Source organism: Flavobacterium anhuiense (assembly GCF_001705175.1).
In the GTDB taxonomy this organism is placed as follows: Bacteria; Bacteroidota; Bacteroidia; order Flavobacteriales; family Flavobacteriaceae; genus Flavobacterium; species Flavobacterium anhuiense.
In genome coordinates this window covers 1708505-1731980 of sequence record NZ_CP016907.1, presented here as the reverse complement: position 1 = coordinate 1731980, position 23476 = coordinate 1708505, and the positions used below count along the sequence as shown (strand labels likewise).

The window sequence follows — 23476 nt, the reverse complement described above, 5'->3', positions numbered from 1 at the left end:
TGTTTTTTTTTAGCCACGAATTCACGAATTATAAAAATTACAATTCGTGAAATTCTTAGCTTAATTTTTTAAGCAGATTTCACAGATTTTTTTTAATCATTTTAATTCGTGAATTCGTGGCTATTTCCTTTTTTAGTTGTTTAATTTTATAAATCCGCCATCAATTGGGTAATCAGAACCTGTGATGAAAGACGATTCGTCGCTGCATAAGAATAAGGCTAAAGTGGCGATTTCTTCTGGTTTTCCCATACGGCCGATTGGCTGTGATTGAGATAACTTTTCGAAAATTTCTTCTTCTTTTCCAGGATAATTTTTAGCGATAAATCCATCTACGAAAGGCGTGTGCACTCTCGCAGGAGAAATAGAATTACATCTGATTTTATCGTTTAAATAATCTTTAGCAACTGATAAAGTCATCGCCATAACAGCACCTTTTGCAGTAGAATAAGCAAAACGATCTGGAATACCAACCCAGCTTGCAATAGAGGCTAAATTCAAAATGACTCCTCCGCCAGAATTTCTTAGCGCCGGAATCGAAGCGTGAAGACAGTTGTAAACACCTTTTACGTTTACATTCATGATACGGTCAAAATCAGATTCAGAAGTTGTGTCTACTTTTCCAACGTGTGCGATTCCAGCATTGTTTACCAGAATATGAATATTTCCGATTTTCTCAAAAGTTGATTTAACTTGTTCGTGATTTGAAACGTCGCAAGCGTGCGCAAAAACAGTTCCTCCAGCAGATTTGATTTCTTCAACCGTTTCTTTTGCGCTTTCTTCCGTCAATTCTAAAATGTGAACTTCAGCTCCTTGTTTAGCAAATAAAACAGAAATCGCTCTTCCAATTCCGCTTCCTCCGCCTGTGATAATTGCTTTTTTATTTTGTAATGAAAACATTTATATAATTTTTTTAAGTTATTTTAATTGAGTCTTTTACAAAGATACGCCGCGTTTCCACGGAATAAAATCGTCTTGGTTTAATTGAACCGCTTTCGGAATAATTTCGCCGCTTGCCGCTTTGATGCAGTATTCCAAAATTTCCTCGCCCATTTCTTCAATAGATTTTTCACCACTGATAATTGGTCCGCAGTCAATATCGATAATATCTTTCATTCTTGTTGCCAAAACAGAATTCGTTGCCACTTTAATTACAGGACAAACTGGATTTCCTGTCGGTGTTCCCAATCCCGTTGTAAACAAAATTAAAGTTGCTCCAGAAGCTGCTTTTCCAGTTGTCGCTTCTACGTCATTTCCTGGCGTGCAAACCAAACTTAATCCTGGTTTTGTAACCAATTCAGTATAATCTAAAACATCAACTACAGGAGAAGTTCCGCCTTTTTTGGCTGCTCCAGCACTTTTGATGGCATCCGTAATTAATCCGTCTTTGATATTTCCTGGTGACGGATTCATATGAAAACCAGAACCTACTTTATGTGCCAGTTCATCATAAGATTCCATTAAATTGATGAATTTTCTAGCTTTATCTTCGGTAACACATCTGTCGATTAAATTCTGCTCTGCACCGCATAATTCTGGGAATTCTGCCAAAAGAATTTTTCCGCCTAAAGCTACGACTAAATCTGAAGTGTAGCCCACAGCAGGATTTGCAGAAACACCGCTGAAACCGTCGCTTCCTCCGCATTTTACACCGATACATAAATCGCTTAATGGCGCATCGGTTCTTTCGTATTGGTTAATTTCGATTAAACCTTCAAAAGTTTTTTTGATGGCATTGGTAATTAGAACTTCTTCGCTTTCTGTCTGTTGCTGTTCAAAAATAAATAATGGTTTATCGAAATCTGGGTTTTGTCTTTTGACATCATTTACAAAATCCTGAACTTGCAAATGCTGGCATCCTAAACTCAAAAGTGTGATTCCGCCAACGTTCGGGTGGTTTGCATAAGAAGCCAATAAGGCGCTCAAAGTAGAAGCATCCTGACGCGTTCCGCCACAGCCGCCTTGGTGATTTAAGAATTTGATTCCGTCTACATTTTCAAAAACACGTTTGTTTTTTGGAGTTGGATTCAATTCAATATGAATATCGTTAATGTCATTTCCGTTCAAATAACTTTCCAGCAGTTCATGCGTAAATTGATTGTATTTATCCGTTACAGCATAACCTAATTGTTTGTGTAAGGCTTCTTTAATAACATCCAAATTTCTGTTTTCACAAAAAACAGTTGGGATAAAAAGCCAGTAATTGGCCGTTCCAACGCGTCCGTCTTTTCTTTTGTAACCTTTAAAAGTTCTATTTTCGAATTTTGAAACATCAGGAGCATTCCATTCGTATGAAGCATTTCTGTAAGCGTAAGGATCTGCGGCGTGTTTTAAGTTCTCGGTCGTCATTAAACTTCCTTTTGCCACATCATTTTGCACTTTTCCAACCAAAACGCCATACATGTTTACTTCTTCTCCTTGCTTCATGTCCTGCATGTAGAATTTATGTTTGGCTTTGATGAGGTCTTGCAAAACGTAAGTTTCGTTTTCAAAATGAATCGAATCGCCTTTTTGAAGATCGGTTAAGGCAACCAATACATTATCATCTGGATGCAGTTTTACAACCAGTTTTTTTGTGTTATTCTCAGACATTGTGTTGTTGTTTTTTTTCTTTTTTTGATGTCACTGCTTTCATTTTATAACATTTTAATCTTCTGATTTTGTATAGAATTCGGGCAGTTAACGAAAAATAAAATTAGCCTTTTTACCTATTCATTAATAGTCTAATATTATCCGTATCTAATCTTTAATTATCTTTGCAGTATGAAATTGGAACAAACCAAAATAGCGTCTTATCTCAACACAAAAGTTTCGGTGCTCAATCGCATTGAACCGTTTTTTCAGGCGCCGTTTCATTCGCATCCGGAATTGGAATTGGTTTATGTGAAAGAGAGTTATGGAAAACGTATTATCGGAAATTCGGTAATGCCGTTTGAGCCTGGTGATATGGTTTTTTTAGGTTCTGATATTCCGCATGTTTGGCTGAATGATGAGAAATATTATCAGGGAATTGAGGATTTAAGAGCCAATTCGATTGTCGTATATTTTCATAAAGATATTTTCGGACCAACTTTTTATGAATTAAAAGAAACCCAAAAAATCAACGAACTTTTTGTTCAGGCGGGAAAAGGAATTTCGATTATCGGAAAAACCAATAAACAGATTGCTAAAAAACTGGAGAAATTAGTTTCAAAAAAAGACTTCGAAGTTATTATCGGACTTTTTGAGATTTTGTCTATTCTTTCGGAAAGTCAGGATAAGATTTACATCAACGACGAAATTTATTCGTTAATGCAGAAAGATTCGAAAGTAGATCGTCTTTCAGAGGTTTTTCAATATGTCAATAAGAATTATAAAAAGAATATTTCCTTAGAAGAAATTGCCGCTGTCGCGAATATGACGCGGACTTCTTTCTGCAGAATGTTTAGAGTAAAAACCAAGAAAAATTTTGTGGATTATCTGCACGAAATACGAATTTCGAATGCCTGTAAATTGTTGCTAGAAACTGATAAAAGCATGTCTGAAATTGCATACGCATGTGGATATAAAACAGCTTCAAACTTTAATAAACTCTTCAAAAAGGTTAAAGGAATTACACCTTCTGATTTTAAGAATAGTGCTATATAATTTTGCTCAATCCTTAAAAAAAATAGCCACGAATTCACGAATTAAAATGATGAAGTATATGTGTGTGAAATTAGCTTGAATTTCACGAATTATGATTTATAAAAATTCGTGAATTCGTGGCGAAAAAAATTGCGAAAAAACTAAATAGATCTATCTAAATGTGTGTAACCGCCATCAACATAAATGATTTGTCCCGTTGTATGGCTTGATTTTTCTGAAAGAAGGAAAACCACCATATTGGCGATTTCTTCAGCTGTTGTCATTCTGTTTTCTAACGGAATATTTTTGGTAATTGCAGCTAGTTTTTCTTCTTTATTTTCAAAAGTATTAATCCACGTTTCGTAAAGTGGTGTGTAACATTCTGCTACAATTACGGCATTTACGCGGATGCGGTATTTCAATAATTCAACAGCCCATTCTCTAGTTAACGCATTTCTTCCACCATTCGAAGCGGCATAAGCTGAGGTTCCGCCTTGACCCGTTTCGGCAGTTTTAGAACCGATGTTCACAATGGCGCCTTTCGATTCTTTCAAATACGGAAGTGCATGCTGTGCCATCAAATAATAATGCACTAAGTTTTTGTGAAGCGAAGCGGCAAAATCTTCATAATTTCCGTTTTCTAATCCAACACCGTCATTAACTCCGGCATTGTTTACAAGTCCGTCAATTCTTCCGAATTTTGCGATTACAGCTTCAACGGCTTTTTTGCAATCTTCAGGTTTTGTTAAATCGGCAGCAACTTGATGCGCTTCCTTTCCGATGGCTTTTAATTCTTCTACGGCTTTGATGTTATCATTTTCGTTACGTCCAACGATAAACGGAATAGCGTTTTCCTCGGCTAAAACCTTAACGATTCCTAAACCGATTCCTTTTGCTCCTCCCGTAACGATAATGATTTTTTGGGTTAATGATAACTGCATGATTTTATTTTATTATAATTTATTGCTAACATTTTTAAACACAATAGAAACATAGTTTTAATTTGCCTAAAAAGGCATTTCATTTTTTTTAAAGCACATAGCTATGTGTTCAAATCTAGATTTGTTTTTTGCTCTTTCTTATGGGCTAAAAATCTATGCTTCTATGTGTTAAAACATTTTTAAAAATTTACAGCTGTTGTTCATGACAAACAACAGCTGTAAAAATAGAGAGAATAGAACTGATAATTTATTACCAGAACTTAACATAAAGCGCAGCAATAATCAATAGCGTAATAACGATTAAGACTGTTGTCTGCGGTTTTACTTTAAACATTTCAGAATCAATTTCGAATGCTTTAGGGTTTACTTTTGGACCAGCAAAACTTATTAAGATCATTGCAATCATTGTGAATAAGAATGATAATCCCATACAGATGTGGAACGGAATTTCGAAAGCTCCTTTTCCATTAGGGTAAGCTGTGTATAAAAGTGTATCGTTTCCAAATAAAGCTGGAGCGTATTCGTTAAATAAAACAGATAATAAGAATCCTAAGATTACACCCACGATTGCCGCTGTTCCAGTAGTTCTTTTCCAGAACATACCCAAGAAGAACATGGCAAAAACTCCAGGGCTGATGAATCCAGTGTATTTTTGGATATAGGTAAATCCTCCAACGCCACCAATTCCTAAAACGTCATTCCATGTAAATAAAACGGCCAAAAGCATAGCAACAAAAACGGCAAGACGACCGATGTTTACCTGCTGTTTTTCGCCAGCATTTTTTTGAATGTATTTTTTATGAACGTCTAATGTATAGATTGTAGAAATACTGTTTACTTTTCCTGCCAAAGAAGCTACGATTGCAGCAGTAAGAGCAGCAACTGAAAGTCCTTTTAATCCGGTTGGAAGGAATGTTAATATAGCAGAATATGCCTCATCTTTTACTCCTCCCTCCAATTGAGGTAAGTGTCCGCTTGTGTATAAAACGTAAGCAGCAATACCAGGAAGCATTACAATAAGCGGCATTAATAATTTAAGCATACCAGCAAACAAAATTCCTGTACGAGCTGTTTGTAAATCTGCTCCAAGTGCTCTCTGCGTAATGTATTGGTTACATCCCCAGTAATTTAAGTTGATAATCCAGATACCAGCAGCATAAGATAACAATCCAGGGAAAGTTAAATATTTATCGATTTCAAGTTGAGAAGATGTTGCAGTTGGTTTCGGAATAATCATTTTGAAATGTTCGGGAGCCTGCTGCATTAAAACTTTAAAACCGGCAATTGCATTTTGACCAACACCAAAAGCTTCCGCAACTGTTGTTAAGGCAATATAAGAAGTCACCAAACCTCCGATAATTAAAACGGCAACTTGGATAACGTCTGTATACGCTACAACCTTCATTCCTCCAAGCGAAATAAACAAAGCAAAAATAGCCAATCCAAGCATAATTACGTGAAGGTATTCTCCACCAGCAAGTTTGTTAATCGCAACTGCTCCTAAATATAAAATAGAAGTAAGGTTTACAAAAACATATAAAAACAGCCAGAATACTGCCATGATAAGCGCAGTAGATTCGTTGTAACGTGTTTTTAAGAACTGTGGCATCGTGTAAATCTTGTTTTTAAGATATACAGGAATAAACCATACAGCCACGATAATTAGGGCAACGGCAGCAAGCCATTCATAAGCAGCGACAGCGATTCCTAAGAAGAAACCTTCACCGCTCATTCCGATGAATTGTTCTGCCGAAATATTAGAAGCAATAAGAGAAGCTCCAATTGCCCACCAAGTTAAATTTCCTTCAGCCAAAAAGTAAGCTTTAGCATCATGTTCGTCCTGTTTACGTTTGCGGTAAACGGTGTAACCGTAGACAGAGACTACGATAAAATAAATAATAAAAACCGCATAGTCAGCGAAAGCGAGGTTTTGGTTCATTGTTAGTAGTATTTTAAATAATTATTATAGGTTGTTTGTTTATGTGGTTTTAAATTTGCTTTTATGTTGTTAAATCTTGTTTAAAATGCAAGATGTGTTTTATTTCTGTTATTTTTTTGCGAAAATAAAAGCAGAAGCCAAATGTAAAATAAAAATTTAGAAATCAGTCATCAGTAAATGTGTTTTTTACATTTATTTGATAATTATTATGTTAAATTTTTATTCTTGGCTTTATTACAACGAGAAGGCTATTATACTTTTACAGTTCTTTTGTAATGTACATCCGAAAGTTGTCTCAAAATTTCAGCACTTTTTTCTGGTGTAATGTCTCTTTGCGATTCCCCTAGCATTTCGTATCCAACCATAAACTTTTTTACGGTTGCAGATCTTAATAACGGCGGATAAAAATGCATGTGGAAATGCCATTCTGGATGCAGTAAACCGTCTGTTGGCGATTGGTGAATTCCTGATGAATATGGAAAAGAAGTATTAAATAAATTGTCGTACTTCGTAGTTAACTGTTTTAAGATTTTCGCGAAAGCGGTGCTTTCTTCAGCAGTAAAATTGGTGATTTTGTTTACGGCTCTTTTACTTACAATCATTGTTTCGTAAGGCCAGATTGCCCAAAAAGGAACTAGCGCAACAAAATGATCATTTTCGATTACGATTCTTTCGCCAGCTTTCAATTCAGCTTTAACATAATCCTCCAATAAAGTTCTCTCGTTTTTATCGTAATATGATTTTAAGCTGTTTTGTGTTTTTTCAACTTGAGTAGGAAGAGAAGATTGAGCCCAAATTTGTCCGTGCGGATGCGGATTGCTGCAGCCCATAACACTTCCTTTGTTTTCAAAAATCTGAACGTGGTTGATATATTTAATGCTTCCTAAATCGGTATATTCTTTCTGCCAAGTTTTGATGATGTTTTCAATATCGGCAATTTCCATTTCTGGAAGAGTCAGGTCATGTCTTGGAGAAAAGCAAACTACTCTAGAAATACCCTGTTCTGGCTTTGCCTTAAAAAAAGTATGTTTAATATCATCTTCAAAAATGATTTCGTCCTGTTTCATAGCGGCAAAATCATTTTCAAAAACAAAACTGTTTTCGTATTGCGGATTATTCATTCCGTTAGCACGAACATTTCCTGGACACAAATAGCAAGTTGGGTCATATTTAGGAAGTTCTTCTGTAGAAATGGTTTCATTTTGTCCTTGCCAAGGGCGTTTTGCACGATGTGGCGATACTAATACCCATTCGTTAATTAATGGATTGAAGCGTCTGTGCGGATCTTCGTTAATGTCAAAATTTTTCATTGTAGTGTGTGTGGTTTTAAAGTAGCGTTGTTCCGTTTGATATTTTTACATCATAGAATTTTAATTCAATTCCAAATGTATCTAAATAAAGCTTTGAAAACTTACGCTTAACCTCATTTTCATGTCCTTTTTTAACTAAATTGATAGTGCAGCCGCCAAAACCGCCCCCCATAAGTCGGGAACCAATAATGGCATCATCTTCTTTTGCTGTATCAACAAGCATGTCTAATTCTTCGCAGCTTACTTCATATTCTTGCGACAATCCGTAATGTGTTTCAAAAAGCAATTCTCCTAAAAGTTCAATATTTCCTTGGTCTAAAGCTTTGCAAGCTTTGATAACGCGATTGATTTCTTTTACTACAAAATGAACTCTGGCAAAAACTTTTTCAGTCATTTTATCTTTAAGGCTCAAAACCTGTTCTTCTGTAGCATTTCTAAAAGTTTTTACTTCTGGAAAATGACTTTTTATGATCGATAAACCTTCTTCACATTCAATTCTTCTGGTATTATATTCTGATGTAAAGAGCGAATGTTTTACATTAGAATCAAATAAAATCAAAGAATAGTCTTTAAAGTCGGCATTATGATATTCAAATTCTAAAGTGTTGCAATCTAATTGGATTACTTTATTTTCAAGACCATGAACGCTCGAAAACTGATCCATAATTCCGCAGTTGATTCCAACCCAATGTTCTGCTTTTTGTCCTAATAGTGAAATGTCTTTTTTTTCAATTTTTAAATCGAAAAGAGATTTGATTCCGAAAATCATTCCGCATTCTAAAGCTGCCGAAGAAGATAATCCAGAACCAACCGGAATATTACTGCTGAAAACACAATTGAAACCTTCAAAAGAAAATCCGTTATCTTGCAATTGTTTGATAACGCCACGGATGTAATTGGTCCAAACGACATCGCTTAGCTTTACTTCTTGAGTCAAATCGATTTCAAACTCTTCGTTTAAATCAATAGCAATTACTTTAGATGTTTTTGTGTTGTTTTTTGCAAAAGCAAAGCAAATTACTTTATCAATTGCAGCAGGTAAAACATAACCGTCATTGTAATCAATATGCTCTCCAATGATGTTGATTCTGCCAGGAGAAAGTACCGTTTTCTCTGGAGAAGACCCGAAAGATTTCTCAAAAAAAGCAACAGTATTTTGTATTAAAATATCATTCATTATAGTTGTGTAATTGGTATATTGTATAAATAGTTAGTTTAAGGTTTCAAATTTGTAAAGTGTCTTTTGAGAATATTGTTCTCCTTTTTTAAGAACAGCATTTGGGAAATGAGGATGATTTGGCGCATCTGGAAAATTCTGCGTTTCAAAACAGATTCCGCTTTGAGCATTGTAATCAACATTTTCTTTTCCTTTCAGTTTTCCGAAACAATTTCCGCCTACATATATGTGTACACTTGGCTGATCGGTGTACACGTTCATTCTCAATTTATTTTTTAAACTGATTAATTGCGCTACAATTTCAGTTTTAGAATTTACCACAAAAGAATTGTCAATTGGAAACAGACATTTTTTTGGAGTTCTAAAATCAAAATCATGATTTGTTAAATCAGTATAATTTCCGGTCGGAATATTATCTGGATTTGTTTCCAGCATTTTAGCCGATTTGATAAACATTTGCTGTTCTAGAACATTTCCGTCGTGACCGTCAAGGTTAAAATAACTGTGATGCGTCAAATTGATAATGGTATCCTCGGTTGAGGTTGCTTTATATTCTAGTTTTAATTCATTTTCTTCTGTCAGAGTATACGTTAAATAAACAGTCATTTCGCCAGGAAAATTTTCATCTAAATGCTCGCTCAATAGTCCAAAAGTAATGGAAGGATTTTCACCAGTTTTTGCATCAGTTACATTCCAGACTTTTCTCCCAAACCCCATTTCTCCACCATGCAGTGAATTGCCGTTATTGTTACTGCAGAGTTGAAATTTTTTATCGTTAAGGCTAAAAGTAGCATTGTGAATTCGTCCAGCATAACGGCCAACCGTTGTTCCAAAATACGGTGCGCTTGGCAAATTGTAAGATTCTAAATATGCTTCTAAATTATCAAAGCCTAAAACAATATCTGTAAGTTTTTCATTGATCGGAATCTGGATGGAAGTAACCGTTGCGCCATAATTGATAATTTGAACTTTCATTCCATTTTTGTTAACCAAATCAAAAGAATAAATTTCTTCCTGATTGGGCATTAAACCAAACAATTTGCAATTATGAATCTCTTTTAAATGCGATATGTGTTTTATTTTCATATAATTTTTAGCAAAAATGAAATCCAAAAGTAGAAACATTTTCTATATTTGCATACCAGTACCTACCAGTTTTTAATTATAAATAGTCAAAACGACTTTATCGTAGAGCATGATTTCAATTCAAAATAATATTGGTCTGCCAAAATATAAGCAGATAATTCTTTCAATCGAAAAAGCAATTGAAGAAGAGAATTTAATTAAAGGAGATAGGCTTCCATCTGTCAATAAAGTCTGTTTGGCTTTTTCCTTGTCTCGAGACACGGTCTTATTGGCGTATGACGAATTAAAGAAAAGAGGAATAATTTATGCCATTCCGGGCAAAGGATATTATGTTAAAAGTGTTGAAATCACTATAACTCAGAAGATTTTCTTGCTTTTTGATGAATTGAATATTTTTAAAGAAGATATTTATAATTCGTTTTTAAAAAACATTGGAAAAAATGTGCAGGTTGATATTTTCTTTCATCATTTTAATGTTCAGGTTTTCAAAAAACTCATAAATGACAGTAATGGAAATTATACAAAATATATTATCATGCCGACCAACCTAACCGATATTGTCGACTCGATAAAAACCCTACCAGTAAACGATGTAATTATATTGGATCAGACCAATCCAGAGTTAAAAATGTTCCCAGCGATTTACCAGAACCACCAAAAAGATATTTACGAAGGGTTAATGAAAGGTAAATCTCGATTGTCAAAATATAAGAAACTAATTTTAATTTTCCCTGGATTTAGAGAGCCTCCAGGAATGAAACTGGGTTTTGAATCTTTTTGCCAAGCCTACAGTTTTGATTATGAAATTATTTCAGATTTCAGTGATCAGTCTATTGCTTTGGGAGATTTATATATTATTCCGCACGACCGTGATTTGCTTTTGGTGATAGAAAATGCAATGAGCAGAAACTTGAAATTAGGAGAAGACTTCGGAATTATATCGTACAATGAAACGCCATTGAAAAAAATTGCGGCAAACGGAATTACGACAATTTCGACCAATTTTGAATTAATGGGAAAAATTCTGGCCGATATGGTTTTGCAGGGAATAAAAGAGCAGATTGAAAACAAATCTGCTCTTATACTCAGGAATTCTTTATAGGAAATGCCAATTATAAATTGAGCACAAAATTATTTAGTAGTTTTTCTTCGTATTTCTCTTTGTTAAAAGTGTACAGATAAGAACCTTTTCGAGAAGACTGCATGTCTTTTTCGTCTAATTTATTTAGAATTTCAAGAGAATTAATTTTACTGATGAAATTTCTTTTGTCGAGTTCTTTGCTCAAAATAGCTTCATACAATTCTAAAAGCTGACGCATGGTGAATTTCTCAGGAAGCAATTCGAAACCAATTGGTTTGATGGAAGTTTTGTAGCGCAGTCTCTTAATGGCATTTTTGACCATTTCGTTATGGTCAAAAATTAAGTTTGGCGCATCATTAATAGGAAACCATTCTGCGTGATAATTTTTAATTAGTTCTGCATTATGGTTTTCGATATTAATCAAAGCAAAATAAGAAACCGAAATGGTTCTTTCTACCGGGTCACGATCAATTTCGCTGTAAGCATACAGCTGCTCCATATAAATATCGTTGAGACCAGTATAGGTATTTAAAATTCGGGTTGCAGCAGCATCTAAAACTTCATCACGCTTTAGAAATCCTCCAATCAAGGACCATTTTCCTTTTTCAGGCTCAAAATCTCTTTGAATTAAAAGGATTTTCAGACCCTCATTGTCAAATCCGAAAATGATGCAGTCCACCGCCAGTAAAACTTTATCAGCAGAACTATAACTGTTTAGCATATATAATTAATTTGGATAGGTAAATATATAAACTTCTTAAAACGTATCATAAATTATTAATGTCAATTTTACACTTAATACTAAGGCTGCAAAAAAAAGAATTTCTGACAATCAATTTTAATAAGATCATGATGAAAGGAAGTTCTTTTATATTTCGTCCTCAGTTTTATATCAAAATGACAAGTCAAAGGTAGAAACATTTTTAAAAGAGAATTGATCTAAGGATTATTATTTCGCGTTCAAGATTCAAAATTTTTTAAATTTTGTTACAAATACCACTGTCAAAAGGTTTTTTGTCGATTTTTTTTGGTTTTTACATTTTCATATTCTAAAGAATTCTGTATTTATGTTGGTTTTTAAGATCTAATTGCGAAATCCATTTTTTGCAACCAGTTGTTTTGATGTTTTTATTTTTTTATGTGGCTTTTTTTTATTTAAATTTACAAATGTTAAACAAACACTTATAATTTAAAAACCAAAAGCATTGAAAAATAAGCTATGTCTTATTTCTAAAACCAAAAAACTAAAAAACCATGAAAAAGCTATCACTGATATTGTTTACTGCGCTTTGCGTTCAAAACATATCTGCACAGAAAGAGTCCGTAATTATTTCAGTAAAAAATGATGCTTCGGCGCCAACTATAAATAGAAATATATATGGTCACTTCGCAGAACATTTGGGACATTGTATTTACGGAGGATTTTTTGTTGGAGATACGTCTAAAATTCCAAATACCAATGGAGTCAGAAATGATATTGTAAAAGCACTAAAAGATTTAAAAATTCCAAATTTAAGATGGCCAGGCGGATGTTTTGCCGATACATACCACTGGAAAGATGGAATAGGTCCGAAAGAACAGCGCCCAACGATTGTAAACCAATGGTGGGGAGGTGTTACGGAAGACAATAGTTTCGGGACACACGATTTTTTAAATATGTGCGAATTGCTTGGAGCAGAACCGTATTTATCTGGAAATGTTGGAAGCGGAACAGTTCAGGAATTGGCTGACTGGGTGCAGTACACCAATTTCGGAGGAAAAAGCCCTATGAGTGACCTTCGCAAGAAAAATGGAAGAACCGAGCCTTGGAAAGTAAAATACTGGGGAATAGGAAATGAAGCTTGGGGATGCGGAGGAAATATGACTGCAGATTATTATGCAAACGAATATAAAAAGTTTGCCACTTTTATGTCTGATTGGGGAAATACAGGCGGAATTACAAGAATTGCGTCTGGAGCCAACAGTTCCGATTATAATTGGACAGAAGTTTTAATGAAAAACATTCCTTTAAATATGCTTGGCGGTGTCGGTGTTCATCATTATGCGGTAATCAATTGGGAGAAAAAAGGTTCAGATGTTGATTTTACCGAAAAAGAATATTTTTTAACGATGCAGTCTGCCTTGAAAATGGAAGAATTAGTGACAAAACATGCTGCCGTTATGGATAAATATGATCCAGAAAAAAAAGTAGCCATGATTGTTGACGAATGGGGAGGCTGGTACGATGTTCAAAAAGGAACAAACCCAGGATTTTTATATCAGCAGAATACCATGAGAGATGCTGTCTTGGCTGGAGCAACATTAAATATTTTCAATAATCATGCAGATCGTGTTCGTATGGCAAACTTAGCCCAATGTGTTAATGTGCTTCAAGCTGTAATCTTAACAGACAAAGCAAAAATGATCACGACGCCAACCTATCATGTCATGAAAATGTACAGTGTGCATCAGGATGCTAAATTATTGCCAATAGATTTTAAATCGCCTTCTTATGTTTTTGAGGGACAAAGTATCCCAGCAGTTTCGGCTTCAGCTTCAAAAGATCAGAACGGTTCTGTTCATATTTCGCTGGTAAATATTGACCCAGTAAATAAAAACAAAATAGAAATTGATGTAAAAGATCTAGGTGTAAAAGGTTTTTCAGGAAGTGTAATCACTGCTTCAAAACTTCAGGATTATAACTCTTTCGAAAATCCAAATAAAATTGTTCCTGTTGCTTTTAAAGGTTTTGAAAATAAAAAAGGGAAACTTGAAATAACATTGCCTCCTTATTCTGTGTTGGTTTTAGAAGGAAAGTAATTGATGAAAATCTTAAAATCTGTTCGGAAAAAAGAACGGATTTTACAGCTTAAGCAAACAAAATGCAATTTTTAAAACAATTGACTTTTGTTTTAGGATGAAATAATCGCAATATTATAAATGTGTCATTGACATTTATTTTCTGATTTAGGGCTAAAATGCTGTTTTAATGCATTTATAGCAAAAATTAATTATGCATTTTCAATTAAGTGTTTTTTGTACACTTATAAAATATTTATGTCTATATTTGTCAATATTTTAAAATAAAATACGAATGAAAAATTATGTAATAGGATTGGACTACGGAACAGATTCTGTTCGCGCGGTGCTGATTGATACTGAGAATGGACAGGAGCTGGCATCGAATGTTTCTCATTACAAAAGATGGAAAAACAAACAATATTGTGACGCCTCTATAAATCAGTTTCGCCAGCATCCTTTAGATCATATCGAAGGATTGGAAATTACGATACAGAATGTTGTCAAAGAAAGTAAAGTCGATCCGTCATTGGTTCGTGGAATCTGTATTGATACAACAGGATCTTCTCCTGTTCCGGTTACAAAAGACGGAACACCATTAGCCCTGACAAAAGGTTTTGAGGAAAATCCAAACGCGATGATGGTATTATGGAAAGATCACACTGCGATAAACGAAGCAAACGAAATCAACGAATTGGCAGTAAGCTGGGGCGGAGAAGACGTTACAAAATACGTTGGGGGAATTTATTCGTCTGAGTGGTTTTGGGCAAAAATCCTTCACATTGCAAGACAAGATGAAGCCGTTCGAAATGCAGCGCACACTTGGATGGAACACTGCGATTTAATGACGTACTTGCTAATTGAAGATAAAGATTTAAAAACCTTCAAAAGAAGCCGTTGCGCAGCGGGTCACAAAGCCATGTGGCACACAGACTGGAACGGATTACCACCGGTTGAATTCTTAGAAAAATTACATCCGTATTTGGCACAGCTTCGTGGCAATTTATACGATGAAACATACACTTCAGATTTAGTTGCCGGAAAATTAAGCCAAGAATGGGCAGACCGTTTAGGACTTTCTACAGAAACAGTTGTAGCTGTTGGAACTTTCGACGCGCATTCAGGTGCAGTTGGAGCTAAAATTGAAGAAAATACTTTAGTTCGTGTTATGGGAACTTCAACTTGCGATATCCTAGTGGGTTCTTATGATGAAGTGGGAACAAAAACCGTTCGCGGAATCTGCGGACAAGTTGATGGTTCTGTTATTCCAGGATTTATCGGTTTAGAAGCGGGACAATCTGCTTTTGGTGATTTATTAGCTTGGTACAAAGAATTATTAATGTGGCCGACAGAACATTTATTAGCTTCTTCATCAACTTTAAATGATGCGCAAAAAGAACAATTAAGAGAAGAATTCAGCGATAAATTAATTGTGGAATTAACAAAAGAAGCAGAGAAAATCCCAGTTTCAGAAAGTCTTCCAATTGCTTTAGACTGGATTAATGGAAGAAGAACTCCAGATGCGAACCAAGAAGTAAAAAGTGCTATCTCTAACCTTTCTTTAGGAACAAAAGCACCACATATTTTCAAAGCTTTAGTAAACGCAATTTGTTTTGGAGCGAAGAAAATTGTAGATCGTTTTGAAGAAGAAGGTGTAAAAATCGACAGCGTTATCGGAATTGGCGGTGTTGCTCGTAAATCGCCTTTCATTATGCAGACTTTGGCAAATGTTTTAAACAAGCCAATTAAAATTGCGGCTTCAGACCAAACTCCAGCTTTAGGTGCGGCAATTTACGCAGCCGTTGCAGCCGGAATTTATCCAAACGTAATCGAAGCAAGCCAAAAAATCGGAAGTGATTTTGATGGAGAATATTTCCCTCAGACAGACAAAGTTGAAGCCTATCACAAACTGCTTTTAGGGTACGAAAAACTAAGTGCTTTTGCAGATCCAAACCTTAAAATATCGCAACATGAGCTCTCTTTATAAAGATTTAAAACAAGAGTGTTATGAAGCCAACATGCAACTAAATGCATTGAATTTGGTGGTATACACTTTTGGAAACGTAAGTGCCGTTGACCGAAAAAATGGTGTTTTTGCTATAAAACCAAGCGGTGTCCCTTACGAAGATTTAAAACCGGAAGATATCGTAATTGTCGATTTTGACAATAATGTTATAGAAGGAAATCTGCGTCCGTCGTCAGATACCAAAACGCACGCGTATTTATACAAGAATTGGCCAAATATTGGCGGAGTGGCTCACACGCATGCAACGTACTCGGTTGCATGGGCACAAGCACAACAAGATATTCCAATTTTCGGAACCACACATGCCGATCATTTAACGGCAGATATTCCGTGTGCGCCCCCGATGGCAGATCATTTAATTGAAGGAAATTACGAGCACAATACCGGAATTCAGATTTTGGATTGTTTCAAAGAAAAAAATCTTTCTTATGAAGAAGTAGAAATGATCCTTATTGGAAATCACGGTCCCTTTGCCTGGGGAAAAAACGCAGCAAAAGCAGTTTACAATAGTAAGGTTTTAGAGGTCGTGGCAGAAATGGCTTATCTGACTTTGCAAATCAACCCAAATGCACCAAGATTAAAAGATTCATTAATAAAGAAACATTACAACCGTAAACACGGAAAAGATTCGTATTACGGACAATAGTGATTTTAGATTTTAGAGTGCAGATTTTAGATTAAAGAAAATAGAATAAAGAAAATAGAATAAAGAACATAGAGAAAAGACTTTCGTTAATCGTGAATTTTTAGATAAAGAAAAACGATTTGACGGTTAAACAAATAAACGATTAAACAAAATGATTGATATATCTCAAAAAGAAGTATGGTTTGTAGTAGGCAGCCAAGAATTATACGGTGAAGAAACGCTTAGAAAAGTAGCAGAACATTCGCAAATTATTGCAAAAGGGTTAGATGCTTCGACTAGTATTCCTGTAAAAGTGGTTTACAAAGATGTGGTAAAATCTCCATCTCAGATTTTAGATGTATGTTTGGCAGCGAACTCAGCTAAAAACTGTATCGGAATTATTGCTTGGATGCACACTTTCTCACCGGCAAAAATGTGGATTGGCGGATTAAATATCCTTAAAAAACCATTATGCCATTTACACACGCAATACAATGCTGAAATTCCGTGGGGAAGCATCGATATGGATTTCATGAACTTGAACCAATCGGCTCACGGAGATCGTGAATTCGGTTTCATTATGTCTCGTTTACGTAAAAAACGTAAAGTTGTGGTTGGGCACTGGGAAGACGAGAGAGTTCAGAAAAAATTAGGCATTTGGTCAAGAGTTGCTTTAGGGTGGGATGAACTTCAAAATCTAAAAGTTGCCCGCATTGGAGACAATATGCGTGAAGTTGCCGTAACAGAAGGTGATAAAGTTGAGGCACAAATTCGTTTTGGCGTTTCGGTAAATGGATACGATTCTTCAGACGTTACGAAACATATCGATAAAGTAACAGACAAACAATTAAACGATTTATTAGCAGTTTATGAATCTTCTTATAACTTGACAGATTCTTTAAAAGAAGGCGGCGCTCAAAGAAGTTCTTTGGTTGAAGCGGCAAAAATCGAATTAGGTTTAAGAGCTTTCCTTGAAGAAGGAGGATTTGGAGCTTTTACAGATACATTCGAAAATCTTGGTGCTTGGAAACAATTGCCAGGAATTGCAACACAAAGATTAATGGCCGATGGTTATGGTTTTGGTGGAGAAGGAGATTGGAAAACAGCTGCAATGGTTAGAGCTTTAAAAGTAATGAATATTGGTCTTGAAGGAGGGACTTCTTTCATGGAAGATTACACTTACCACTTCACACCACAAAAATCGTATGTTTTAGGATCTCACATGTTAGAAATCTGTCCATCAATTGCTGACGGGAAACCTTCTTGCGAAGTGCATCCTTTAGGAATTGGCGGAAAAGAAGATCCAGCTCGTTTGGTATTTAATTCACCTGCAGGAGATGCCATCAATGTTTCTTTGGTTGATATGGGAACTCGTTTCCGTTTAATTGTAAACGAAGTTGAAGCAGTAAAACCAATGGCAGAATTACCAAAACTTCCAGTTGCACGCGTTCTTTGGGATTGCAAACCAAATCTTGAAGTTGCGGCAACAGCTTGGATTTTGGCTGGTGGAGCGCACCACACGGTTTACAGCCAGTCTTTAACAACAGAATATATGGAAGATTTTGCCGATATTGCCGGAATCGAATTGTTGGTTATTGATGAAAAAACTACGATAAGAGAGTTTAAAGATAAAATCAATGCCAACGAAGCATACTATCATTTGTTTCAGCACGGACTTTAAATTAGTCAAAAGTCTAATGTCATAAAGTCTTAAAGATTTAGTTACTTTGAGGAATTGACTTTAAGACTTTCGACTTTGAGACTTTACTAACTTAAAAAACTATCATTTATGAATGTATTAAAACGTTCCCTTTTTATACTAAGCATGCTAGGTATTGCTATAGTTACAGTTCAATGCAAAAGCGATAAAAAAATGGATAACACTACAGTTTCTTCAGATAAAAAAGGAGAAGTTACAATTGAAAAATCAGAATACGGAACAACAGCCAAAGGCGAAAAAGTGGAGAGCTATAAACTGAAAAACCAAAATGGGATGGAAGTGGACATCATCACTTTTGGAGGAAGAATTACCGATTTGAAAGTGCCCAATAAAGCTGGCGTTTCAGAAAATGTTGTACTAGGATTTAATTCTTTGGCACAATATGAAAAAGAAAATCCATTTTTTGGAGCTTTGATTGGAAGATTCGGAAACCGTATTGCTAAAGGAAAATTTACTTTAGACGGAAAAGAATATCAGTTAGCTATCAACAATGCTCCAAATGCTTTACACGGCGGCCCGCAAGGATTCTTCAATGTAGTTTGGAAAGCCGATGAGGTTAAATCTGGTGAAACGGCTTCTTTAAAATTATCTTATGTAAGTAAAGATATGGAAGAAGGTTATCCGGGAACTTTGAAAGTTTTTGTGACTTACACATTGACAAAAGATAATCAGTTGGAAGTTTTATACGAAGCAACAACTGATAAGAAAACAGTTGTAAACTTAACACAGCATTCTTATTTCAATTTATCTGGAGATTTCACCAAAACCATCTTAGATCATGAATTGACTTTAAATGCAGATAAAATTGTTCCAGTTGATGCTGATTTAATTCCGACAGGAAAATTAGAAGATGTTGCTGGTACACCTTTCGATTTCAGAACGCCAAAATTAATTGGAAAAGATATCAATGCTAAAAATGACCAGTTAGAAAAAGGAAAAGGTTACGACCATTGCTGGGTATTGAACAATCCTGAAAAAGGAAAAACAATCATTGCAAAAGTATACCACGCAGCAAGCGGAAGAGTTATGGAAATGACAACAGACGAACCTGGAATTCAGTTTTACTCTGGAAATTTCCTTGATGGAACATTGCCAATGCCCAACGGAGGAACTTTTGCACACAGAACAGGATTATGTTTAGAAACAGAACATTATCCAGATTCTCCAAACCAAAAAAACTTCCCAACAACGGTTCTAAACCCAGGAGAAAATTATAAAACGAAAACAACCTTTAAGTTTTCAGTTCAAAAATAAATTTTAGAATTTAATTAATTTAGTAATTTTTTAAAACCTCGAAGGTATTTGCTTTCGAGGTTTTTTTATAAAAATTTTATAAGTAAAGACATTAATGTTTATTTTTGAAAAATAATTTTTTTCTTACATTTTTAAAATCAATAAATACAGCAAGATGAAATATCTTTTTTTAATTATAATTTTAGTCTACTCATTTAATTCTAGCGCCCAAACTATTGAGAAAGATTCAGTTTCTGGACTATATCAAACACAGGGTATTTTAGAGTTTGAAAATCTTAAAGCAGATTTAATATTTTCGAAGGCTAAAGAATGGATTACTTTAAATTATAGATCGGCAAATGATGTAATTCAGCTTGCAGATAAAGAAAGTTTGAAAATCATTAATAAGGGCAATTTTAAATCTGACATGTTTATGAAAGAAGGTTCAATTTTTCATACTTTAATCTTAGAATTTAAAGATGGAAAGTTACGATATACTTATACTGATTTTTCATATTATAGTAAAGGATCAGGTGAGTTAAGTTTTGAAAGTAAAAATTTAGCGTTCAAAAAATCTTTAATTAAATCTACAGAAAAGGACATAAAAGAATCAATTGAAAAGTTAAAAAAATATATACAAAATTCCAATAAAAAAGATGATTGGTAAAAGTAAAATTGTTTAATTGAGAAAAATGACTTTCAAACATACATTCAAAGCAAAATTAAACTGGAATTCCAGACAAAATCAAGAAGAATCGTCTAAAAGATTCTATAGCAAAACCCATCAAATTAAAATTGAAGGAAAACCAGTTTTAGATGTTTCAGCGGCAAAAGCCTTCAAAGGTGATCCAGAATTATACAATCCCGAAGATTTATTGTTGAGCAGTTTAGTTTCCTGCCATATGATGTCCTATTTATACGTCTGTTCTCAAAACGGAATAGAAGTTTTAGAATATTCAGACAATGCCGAAGCTACTTTAGAAGTAAATCCAGACGGAAGCGGACGTTTTACAGAAGTTCGATTACATCCAAAAGTAAAAATTTCAAATTCAGATCAAATTGAATTGGCTTTAGAGTTGCATCAGAAAGCAAATCAATTGTGTTTTATTGCTAATTCCTGCAATTTTCCTGTTTTGCATGAGGCTTTTGTGAAATAAATTTATTAATAACGGTAATGTTTTAATAAAATAGAGTGCTTAAAAATAGTCTTTATATTAGTTTCGTTTTTCCGTTTTTTTCAACAGTACCATTGTTTTAATTTTAAAACTCTACTCTTTTTAATTAGATAAAAGTCGCTGATAATAATTTCTAATAGGAGTATAATAAATTTAGATGCTAAATTGCTTTTGTTGTACGTAAAAAATACGTACATTTGCAAAAGCTAATACGAAATCTGTCTTCTTAAATGAAGAACGGTTATAAAGTCTAGTACAAATGTCATTAATTAACTCAAAGCATAGCGTAATAATAGAAATACGATTTTAGTATAAAAAGGAGGAAAGACAAGGCAAAAGACAATAGAAATGCGACAAGCAAAACCAATGAATGAATAAACACTAAATTACTTTACAATTAAATTTTATAAACATTAAAATAAAAAATACGAAACAGATAATAAATTAGAACCAATTTAAAAATCAAATTTAAAAACACATTAACAAATTTATATTATGTCACACACAATCAACGATCGTATAGATGTTCGTATTAGCAAAGAGCAAAAGGAGTTGATTAAGTATGCATCAGTATTGCGAGGATTTAAAAATTTAACTGAATTTGTAGTTTATTGCGCAAATGCGGAAGCAACTAAGATCATTAAAGAAAATGAAATTGTCTTGCAAAGCTTTAGGGACAAACAAATATTTTTAGATACAATTTTAAATCCACCACTTGCTAATGATAATCTTAAGAGGGCTCAAATGAACCATTTTAAATTTATTGAAGCTAATGAAACTGACGATTGAAATCCTAAAAAAGGATCATGAAAAAAAAACATTTAATTGTGGAAATGAACTGCTAGATACTTATTTGCATAAGCAGTCAGGACAAGACGCAAGAAAAAATCTTTCTGTATGTTATGTGCTTACAGATAAAGATATAGACGAAAAAAAAGTATTAGGTTATTACACATTATCTAATAATTCTGTGCCATGGGATGATTGGCCGGAAGAGTTGGCAAAAAAAATTCCAAAATCTTACGCAATACCAACAGTTTTATTAGGCAGGTTGGCAGTTGACTTAAATGAGCAGGGAAAAGATTTTGGAGAGATATTGTTATACAGTGCGCTAAAAAAATGTTTTGAGTCTTCAAAACAAATAGGGATTGCAGGCGTAATAGTTGATCCTATTGATGCTAAAGCAGTGACATTTTATGAAAGGTATGGTTTTGTAATGATGCCAGATGTAAATAAAATGTTTATTACGATTGACACACTAGAGGATCTTTTCTCTCAAAAGTCATCAAAAAGCTAAGCTTAAAAATATTAGCTTAAGTAATTAAAAAAGACATCATAATGATGTCTTTTTTAATTAAGAATATAGATAAAAAAGAAAAAACCTCTTCCGTTAAGAAGAGGTTTTTAAGTACCCGGAGCCGGAGTCGAACCGGCACGGTTTCCCACAGGTGTTTGAGACCAGCGCGTCTACCAATTCCGCCATCCGGGCGTAGCAGACGAAAAAATAAATGATAAATCAATTATTTTAACGCAATAGAATGAAGTCATAAATGGCGCCATTCCTTTAACACGGTGCAAATGTAAAAAATAATTTTAAACCAACTACTAAAAATACTTAAATTTTTACTTTCAGTGTTCAATAAATTTTATAAATTTGCAGCTCGTTAAAACGAAGCACACACAACTAACTACATCCGAGACATTTATACGCTTTCTGCTTTATTTAAATAATAAAGTTGAATTGTAGAAAAGTAACGGAATAAAACAACAAATTACAATGTCGCACCTAGAACCAGAAGCTAAAATTTTTGCTTGTTCACAAAGTGTTTATCTTGCAGAAAAAATTGCAAAAGATTACGGGATTCCGTTAGGAAAAGTAACGATGTCAACGTATAGTGACGGAGAATTTCAGCCGTCTTACGAAGAATCAATTAGAGGTTTACGAGTATTTATCGTATGCTCAACTTTTCCAAGTGCAGATAATCTGATGGAATTGTTGTTAATGATTGATGCGGCAAAACGTGCATCAGCAAGACATATTACAGCTGTTATGCCTTATTTTGGTTGGGCAAGACAAGACAGAAAAGACAAACCAAGAGTTCCGATTGGAGCTAAATTAGTGGCAAACCTACTAACAGCTGCAGGAGCAACAAGAATCATGACAATGGATTTGCACGCAGATCAGATTCAAGGATTCTTTGAAAAACCGGTAGATCATTTATTTGCCTCTACTATCTTTTTACCATACGTAGAAAGTTTAAATTTAGAAAATCTAACCATTGCATCTCCAGATATGGGAGGTTCAAAAAGAGCATATGCTTACTCTAAGTTTTTAGAATCAGATGTAGTAATCTGTTACAAACAAAGAAAAGCAGCCAACGTTATCGATACTATGGAGCTTATTGGTGAAGTAAAAGGACGTAACGTAATCTTAGTAGACGACATGATCGATACAGGAGGAACTTTAGCGAAAGCGGCAGACCTAATGATCGAAAAAGGAGCGCTAAGTGTAAGAGCAATTTGTACGCATGCTATTTTATCTGGCGGAGCGTATGAGAAAATTGAAAACTCAAAACTAACAGAATTAATCGTAACAGATTCAATTCCGTTAAAGAGAGAATCAAAGAAAATAAAAGTGGTAAGCTGCGCACCTCTATTTGCTGAGGTAATGCAAATGGTTCACCATAACAATTCCATCAGTGGAAAATTTATAATGTAGTCATTGCGAGGAACGAAGCAATCTCACTACACTAAAAATTAGAATATTTATTTAATAACTATA

At 34.4% G+C, this 23476-nt stretch carries 20 protein-coding genes and 1 tRNA gene; 12 read left to right on the top strand and 9 right to left on the bottom strand.

Features of this window, described 5'->3' with window-relative positions; genetic code table 11:
* Positions 1 to 132 precede the first annotated feature (132 nt).
* Positions 133 to 897 (bottom strand): SDR family NAD(P)-dependent oxidoreductase, encoded by a 765-nt coding sequence (locus BB050_RS07345; protein WP_066033128.1) that lies wholly within the window; start codon positions 895 to 897, stop codon positions 133 to 135.
* A gap of 36 nt (positions 898 to 933) precedes the next feature.
* Positions 934 to 2589: a UxaA family hydrolase gene (locus BB050_RS07340; protein WP_066033127.1), complete on the bottom strand. Its 1656-nt coding sequence runs from the start codon at positions 2587 to 2589 to the stop codon at positions 934 to 936.
* 171 nt (positions 2590 to 2760) lie between these two features.
* Here BB050_RS07340 and BB050_RS07335 point away from each other — a divergent pair, with 171 nt between their 5' ends.
* On the top strand, positions 2761 to 3624 hold the full coding sequence (locus BB050_RS07335) for an AraC family transcriptional regulator (RefSeq protein WP_008465922.1): 864 nt from the start codon (positions 2761 to 2763) through the stop codon (positions 3622 to 3624).
* A gap of 140 nt (positions 3625 to 3764) precedes the next feature.
* Here BB050_RS07335 and BB050_RS07330 read toward each other — a convergent pair whose 3' ends face one another.
* The 5 genes from BB050_RS07330 to BB050_RS07310 all read right to left on the bottom strand — a co-directional run bounded on the left by BB050_RS07330 (position 3765) and on the right by BB050_RS07310 (position 10056).
* A complete protein-coding gene (locus BB050_RS07330) occupies positions 3765 to 4544 on the bottom strand; it encodes an SDR family oxidoreductase (protein ID WP_008465924.1) in 780 nt (259 codons plus the stop codon).
* A 250-nt stretch (positions 4545 to 4794) separates the two neighbouring features.
* The gene (locus tag BB050_RS07325) at positions 4795 to 6483 is read right to left on the bottom strand and encodes a sodium/sugar symporter (RefSeq protein WP_066033126.1); all 1689 of its coding nucleotides are present in this window, start codon (positions 6481 to 6483) and stop codon (positions 4795 to 4797) included.
* 251 nt (positions 6484 to 6734) lie between these two features.
* On the bottom strand, positions 6735 to 7793 hold the full coding sequence (locus BB050_RS07320) for a UDP-glucose--hexose-1-phosphate uridylyltransferase (protein WP_066033125.1): 1059 nt from the start codon (positions 7791 to 7793) through the stop codon (positions 6735 to 6737).
* Between the two features lie 16 nt (positions 7794 to 7809).
* Entirely contained in the window at positions 7810 to 8970 is a 1161-nt protein-coding gene (galK, locus tag BB050_RS07315; protein ID WP_066033124.1) for a galactokinase, read from the bottom strand.
* A gap of 33 nt (positions 8971 to 9003) precedes the next feature.
* On the bottom strand, positions 9004 to 10056 hold the full coding sequence (locus BB050_RS07310) for an aldose epimerase family protein (protein ID WP_066033123.1): 1053 nt from the start codon (positions 10054 to 10056) through the stop codon (positions 9004 to 9006).
* 109 nt (positions 10057 to 10165) lie between these two features.
* Here BB050_RS07310 and BB050_RS07305 point away from each other — a divergent pair, with 109 nt between their 5' ends.
* Positions 10166 to 11158, top strand: a complete 993-nt coding sequence (locus tag BB050_RS07305) for a GntR family transcriptional regulator (RefSeq protein WP_066033122.1) — start codon at positions 10166 to 10168, stop codon at positions 11156 to 11158.
* Positions 11159 to 11168: 10 nt separating this feature from the next.
* Here BB050_RS07305 and BB050_RS07300 read toward each other — a convergent pair whose 3' ends face one another.
* On the bottom strand, positions 11169 to 11858 hold the full coding sequence (locus BB050_RS07300; RefSeq protein WP_066033121.1) for an NUDIX hydrolase: 690 nt from the start codon (positions 11856 to 11858) through the stop codon (positions 11169 to 11171).
* A 533-nt stretch (positions 11859 to 12391) separates the two neighbouring features.
* Here BB050_RS07300 and BB050_RS07295 point away from each other — a divergent pair.
* The 9 genes from BB050_RS07295 (at position 12392) to BB050_RS07255 (ending at position 21991) form a co-directional block, all read left to right on the top strand.
* Positions 12392 to 13936 (top strand): alpha-N-arabinofuranosidase, encoded by a 1545-nt coding sequence (locus tag BB050_RS07295; RefSeq protein WP_066033120.1) that lies wholly within the window; start codon positions 12392 to 12394, stop codon positions 13934 to 13936.
* A gap of 274 nt (positions 13937 to 14210) precedes the next feature.
* Entirely contained in the window at positions 14211 to 15902 is a 1692-nt protein-coding gene (locus tag BB050_RS07290; RefSeq protein WP_066033119.1) for a ribulokinase, read from the top strand.
* Positions 15886 to 16587, top strand: coding sequence for an L-ribulose-5-phosphate 4-epimerase (locus BB050_RS07285; RefSeq protein ID WP_066033118.1), 702 nt, complete (start codon positions 15886 to 15888; stop codon positions 16585 to 16587). The genes BB050_RS07290 and BB050_RS07285 overlap by 17 nt, the downstream gene beginning before the upstream one ends.
* A gap of 151 nt (positions 16588 to 16738) precedes the next feature.
* Positions 16739 to 18247, top strand: coding sequence for an L-arabinose isomerase (araA, locus tag BB050_RS07280; RefSeq protein ID WP_066033117.1), 1509 nt, complete (start codon positions 16739 to 16741; stop codon positions 18245 to 18247).
* Between the two features lie 108 nt (positions 18248 to 18355).
* On the top strand, positions 18356 to 19540 hold the full coding sequence (locus BB050_RS07275) for an aldose epimerase family protein (RefSeq protein ID WP_066033116.1): 1185 nt from the start codon (positions 18356 to 18358) through the stop codon (positions 19538 to 19540).
* Between the two features lie 154 nt (positions 19541 to 19694).
* Positions 19695 to 20186 carry a DUF4468 domain-containing protein gene (locus BB050_RS07270; protein WP_066033115.1) on the top strand — a complete coding sequence of 164 codons (492 nt, stop codon included), beginning with the start codon at positions 19695 to 19697 and terminating at the stop codon, positions 20184 to 20186.
* Between the two features lie 25 nt (positions 20187 to 20211).
* Positions 20212 to 20676 (top strand): OsmC family protein, encoded by a 465-nt coding sequence (locus BB050_RS07265; RefSeq protein WP_066033114.1) that lies wholly within the window; start codon positions 20212 to 20214, stop codon positions 20674 to 20676.
* A 513-nt stretch (positions 20677 to 21189) separates the two neighbouring features.
* Positions 21190 to 21483, top strand: a complete 294-nt coding sequence (locus tag BB050_RS07260) for a type II toxin-antitoxin system TacA family antitoxin (RefSeq protein ID WP_066033113.1) — start codon at positions 21190 to 21192, stop codon at positions 21481 to 21483.
* Positions 21467 to 21991, top strand: a complete 525-nt coding sequence (locus BB050_RS07255) for a GNAT family N-acetyltransferase (protein WP_083219816.1) — start codon at positions 21467 to 21469, stop codon at positions 21989 to 21991. The genes BB050_RS07260 and BB050_RS07255 overlap by 17 nt, the downstream gene beginning before the upstream one ends.
* A 112-nt stretch (positions 21992 to 22103) precedes the next feature.
* On the opposite strand, the gene BB050_RS07250 is transcribed toward BB050_RS07255, so the two are convergent.
* Positions 22104 to 22183, bottom strand: a tRNA-Leu gene (locus BB050_RS07250).
* 288 nt (positions 22184 to 22471) lie between these two features.
* Between BB050_RS07250 and BB050_RS07245 the strand changes: the two genes are divergently transcribed.
* Positions 22472 to 23413 carry a ribose-phosphate pyrophosphokinase gene (locus tag BB050_RS07245; RefSeq protein ID WP_008465976.1) on the top strand — a complete coding sequence of 314 codons (942 nt, stop codon included), beginning with the start codon at positions 22472 to 22474 and terminating at the stop codon, positions 23411 to 23413.
* The last annotated feature ends 63 nt before the right edge of the window (positions 23414 to 23476 follow it).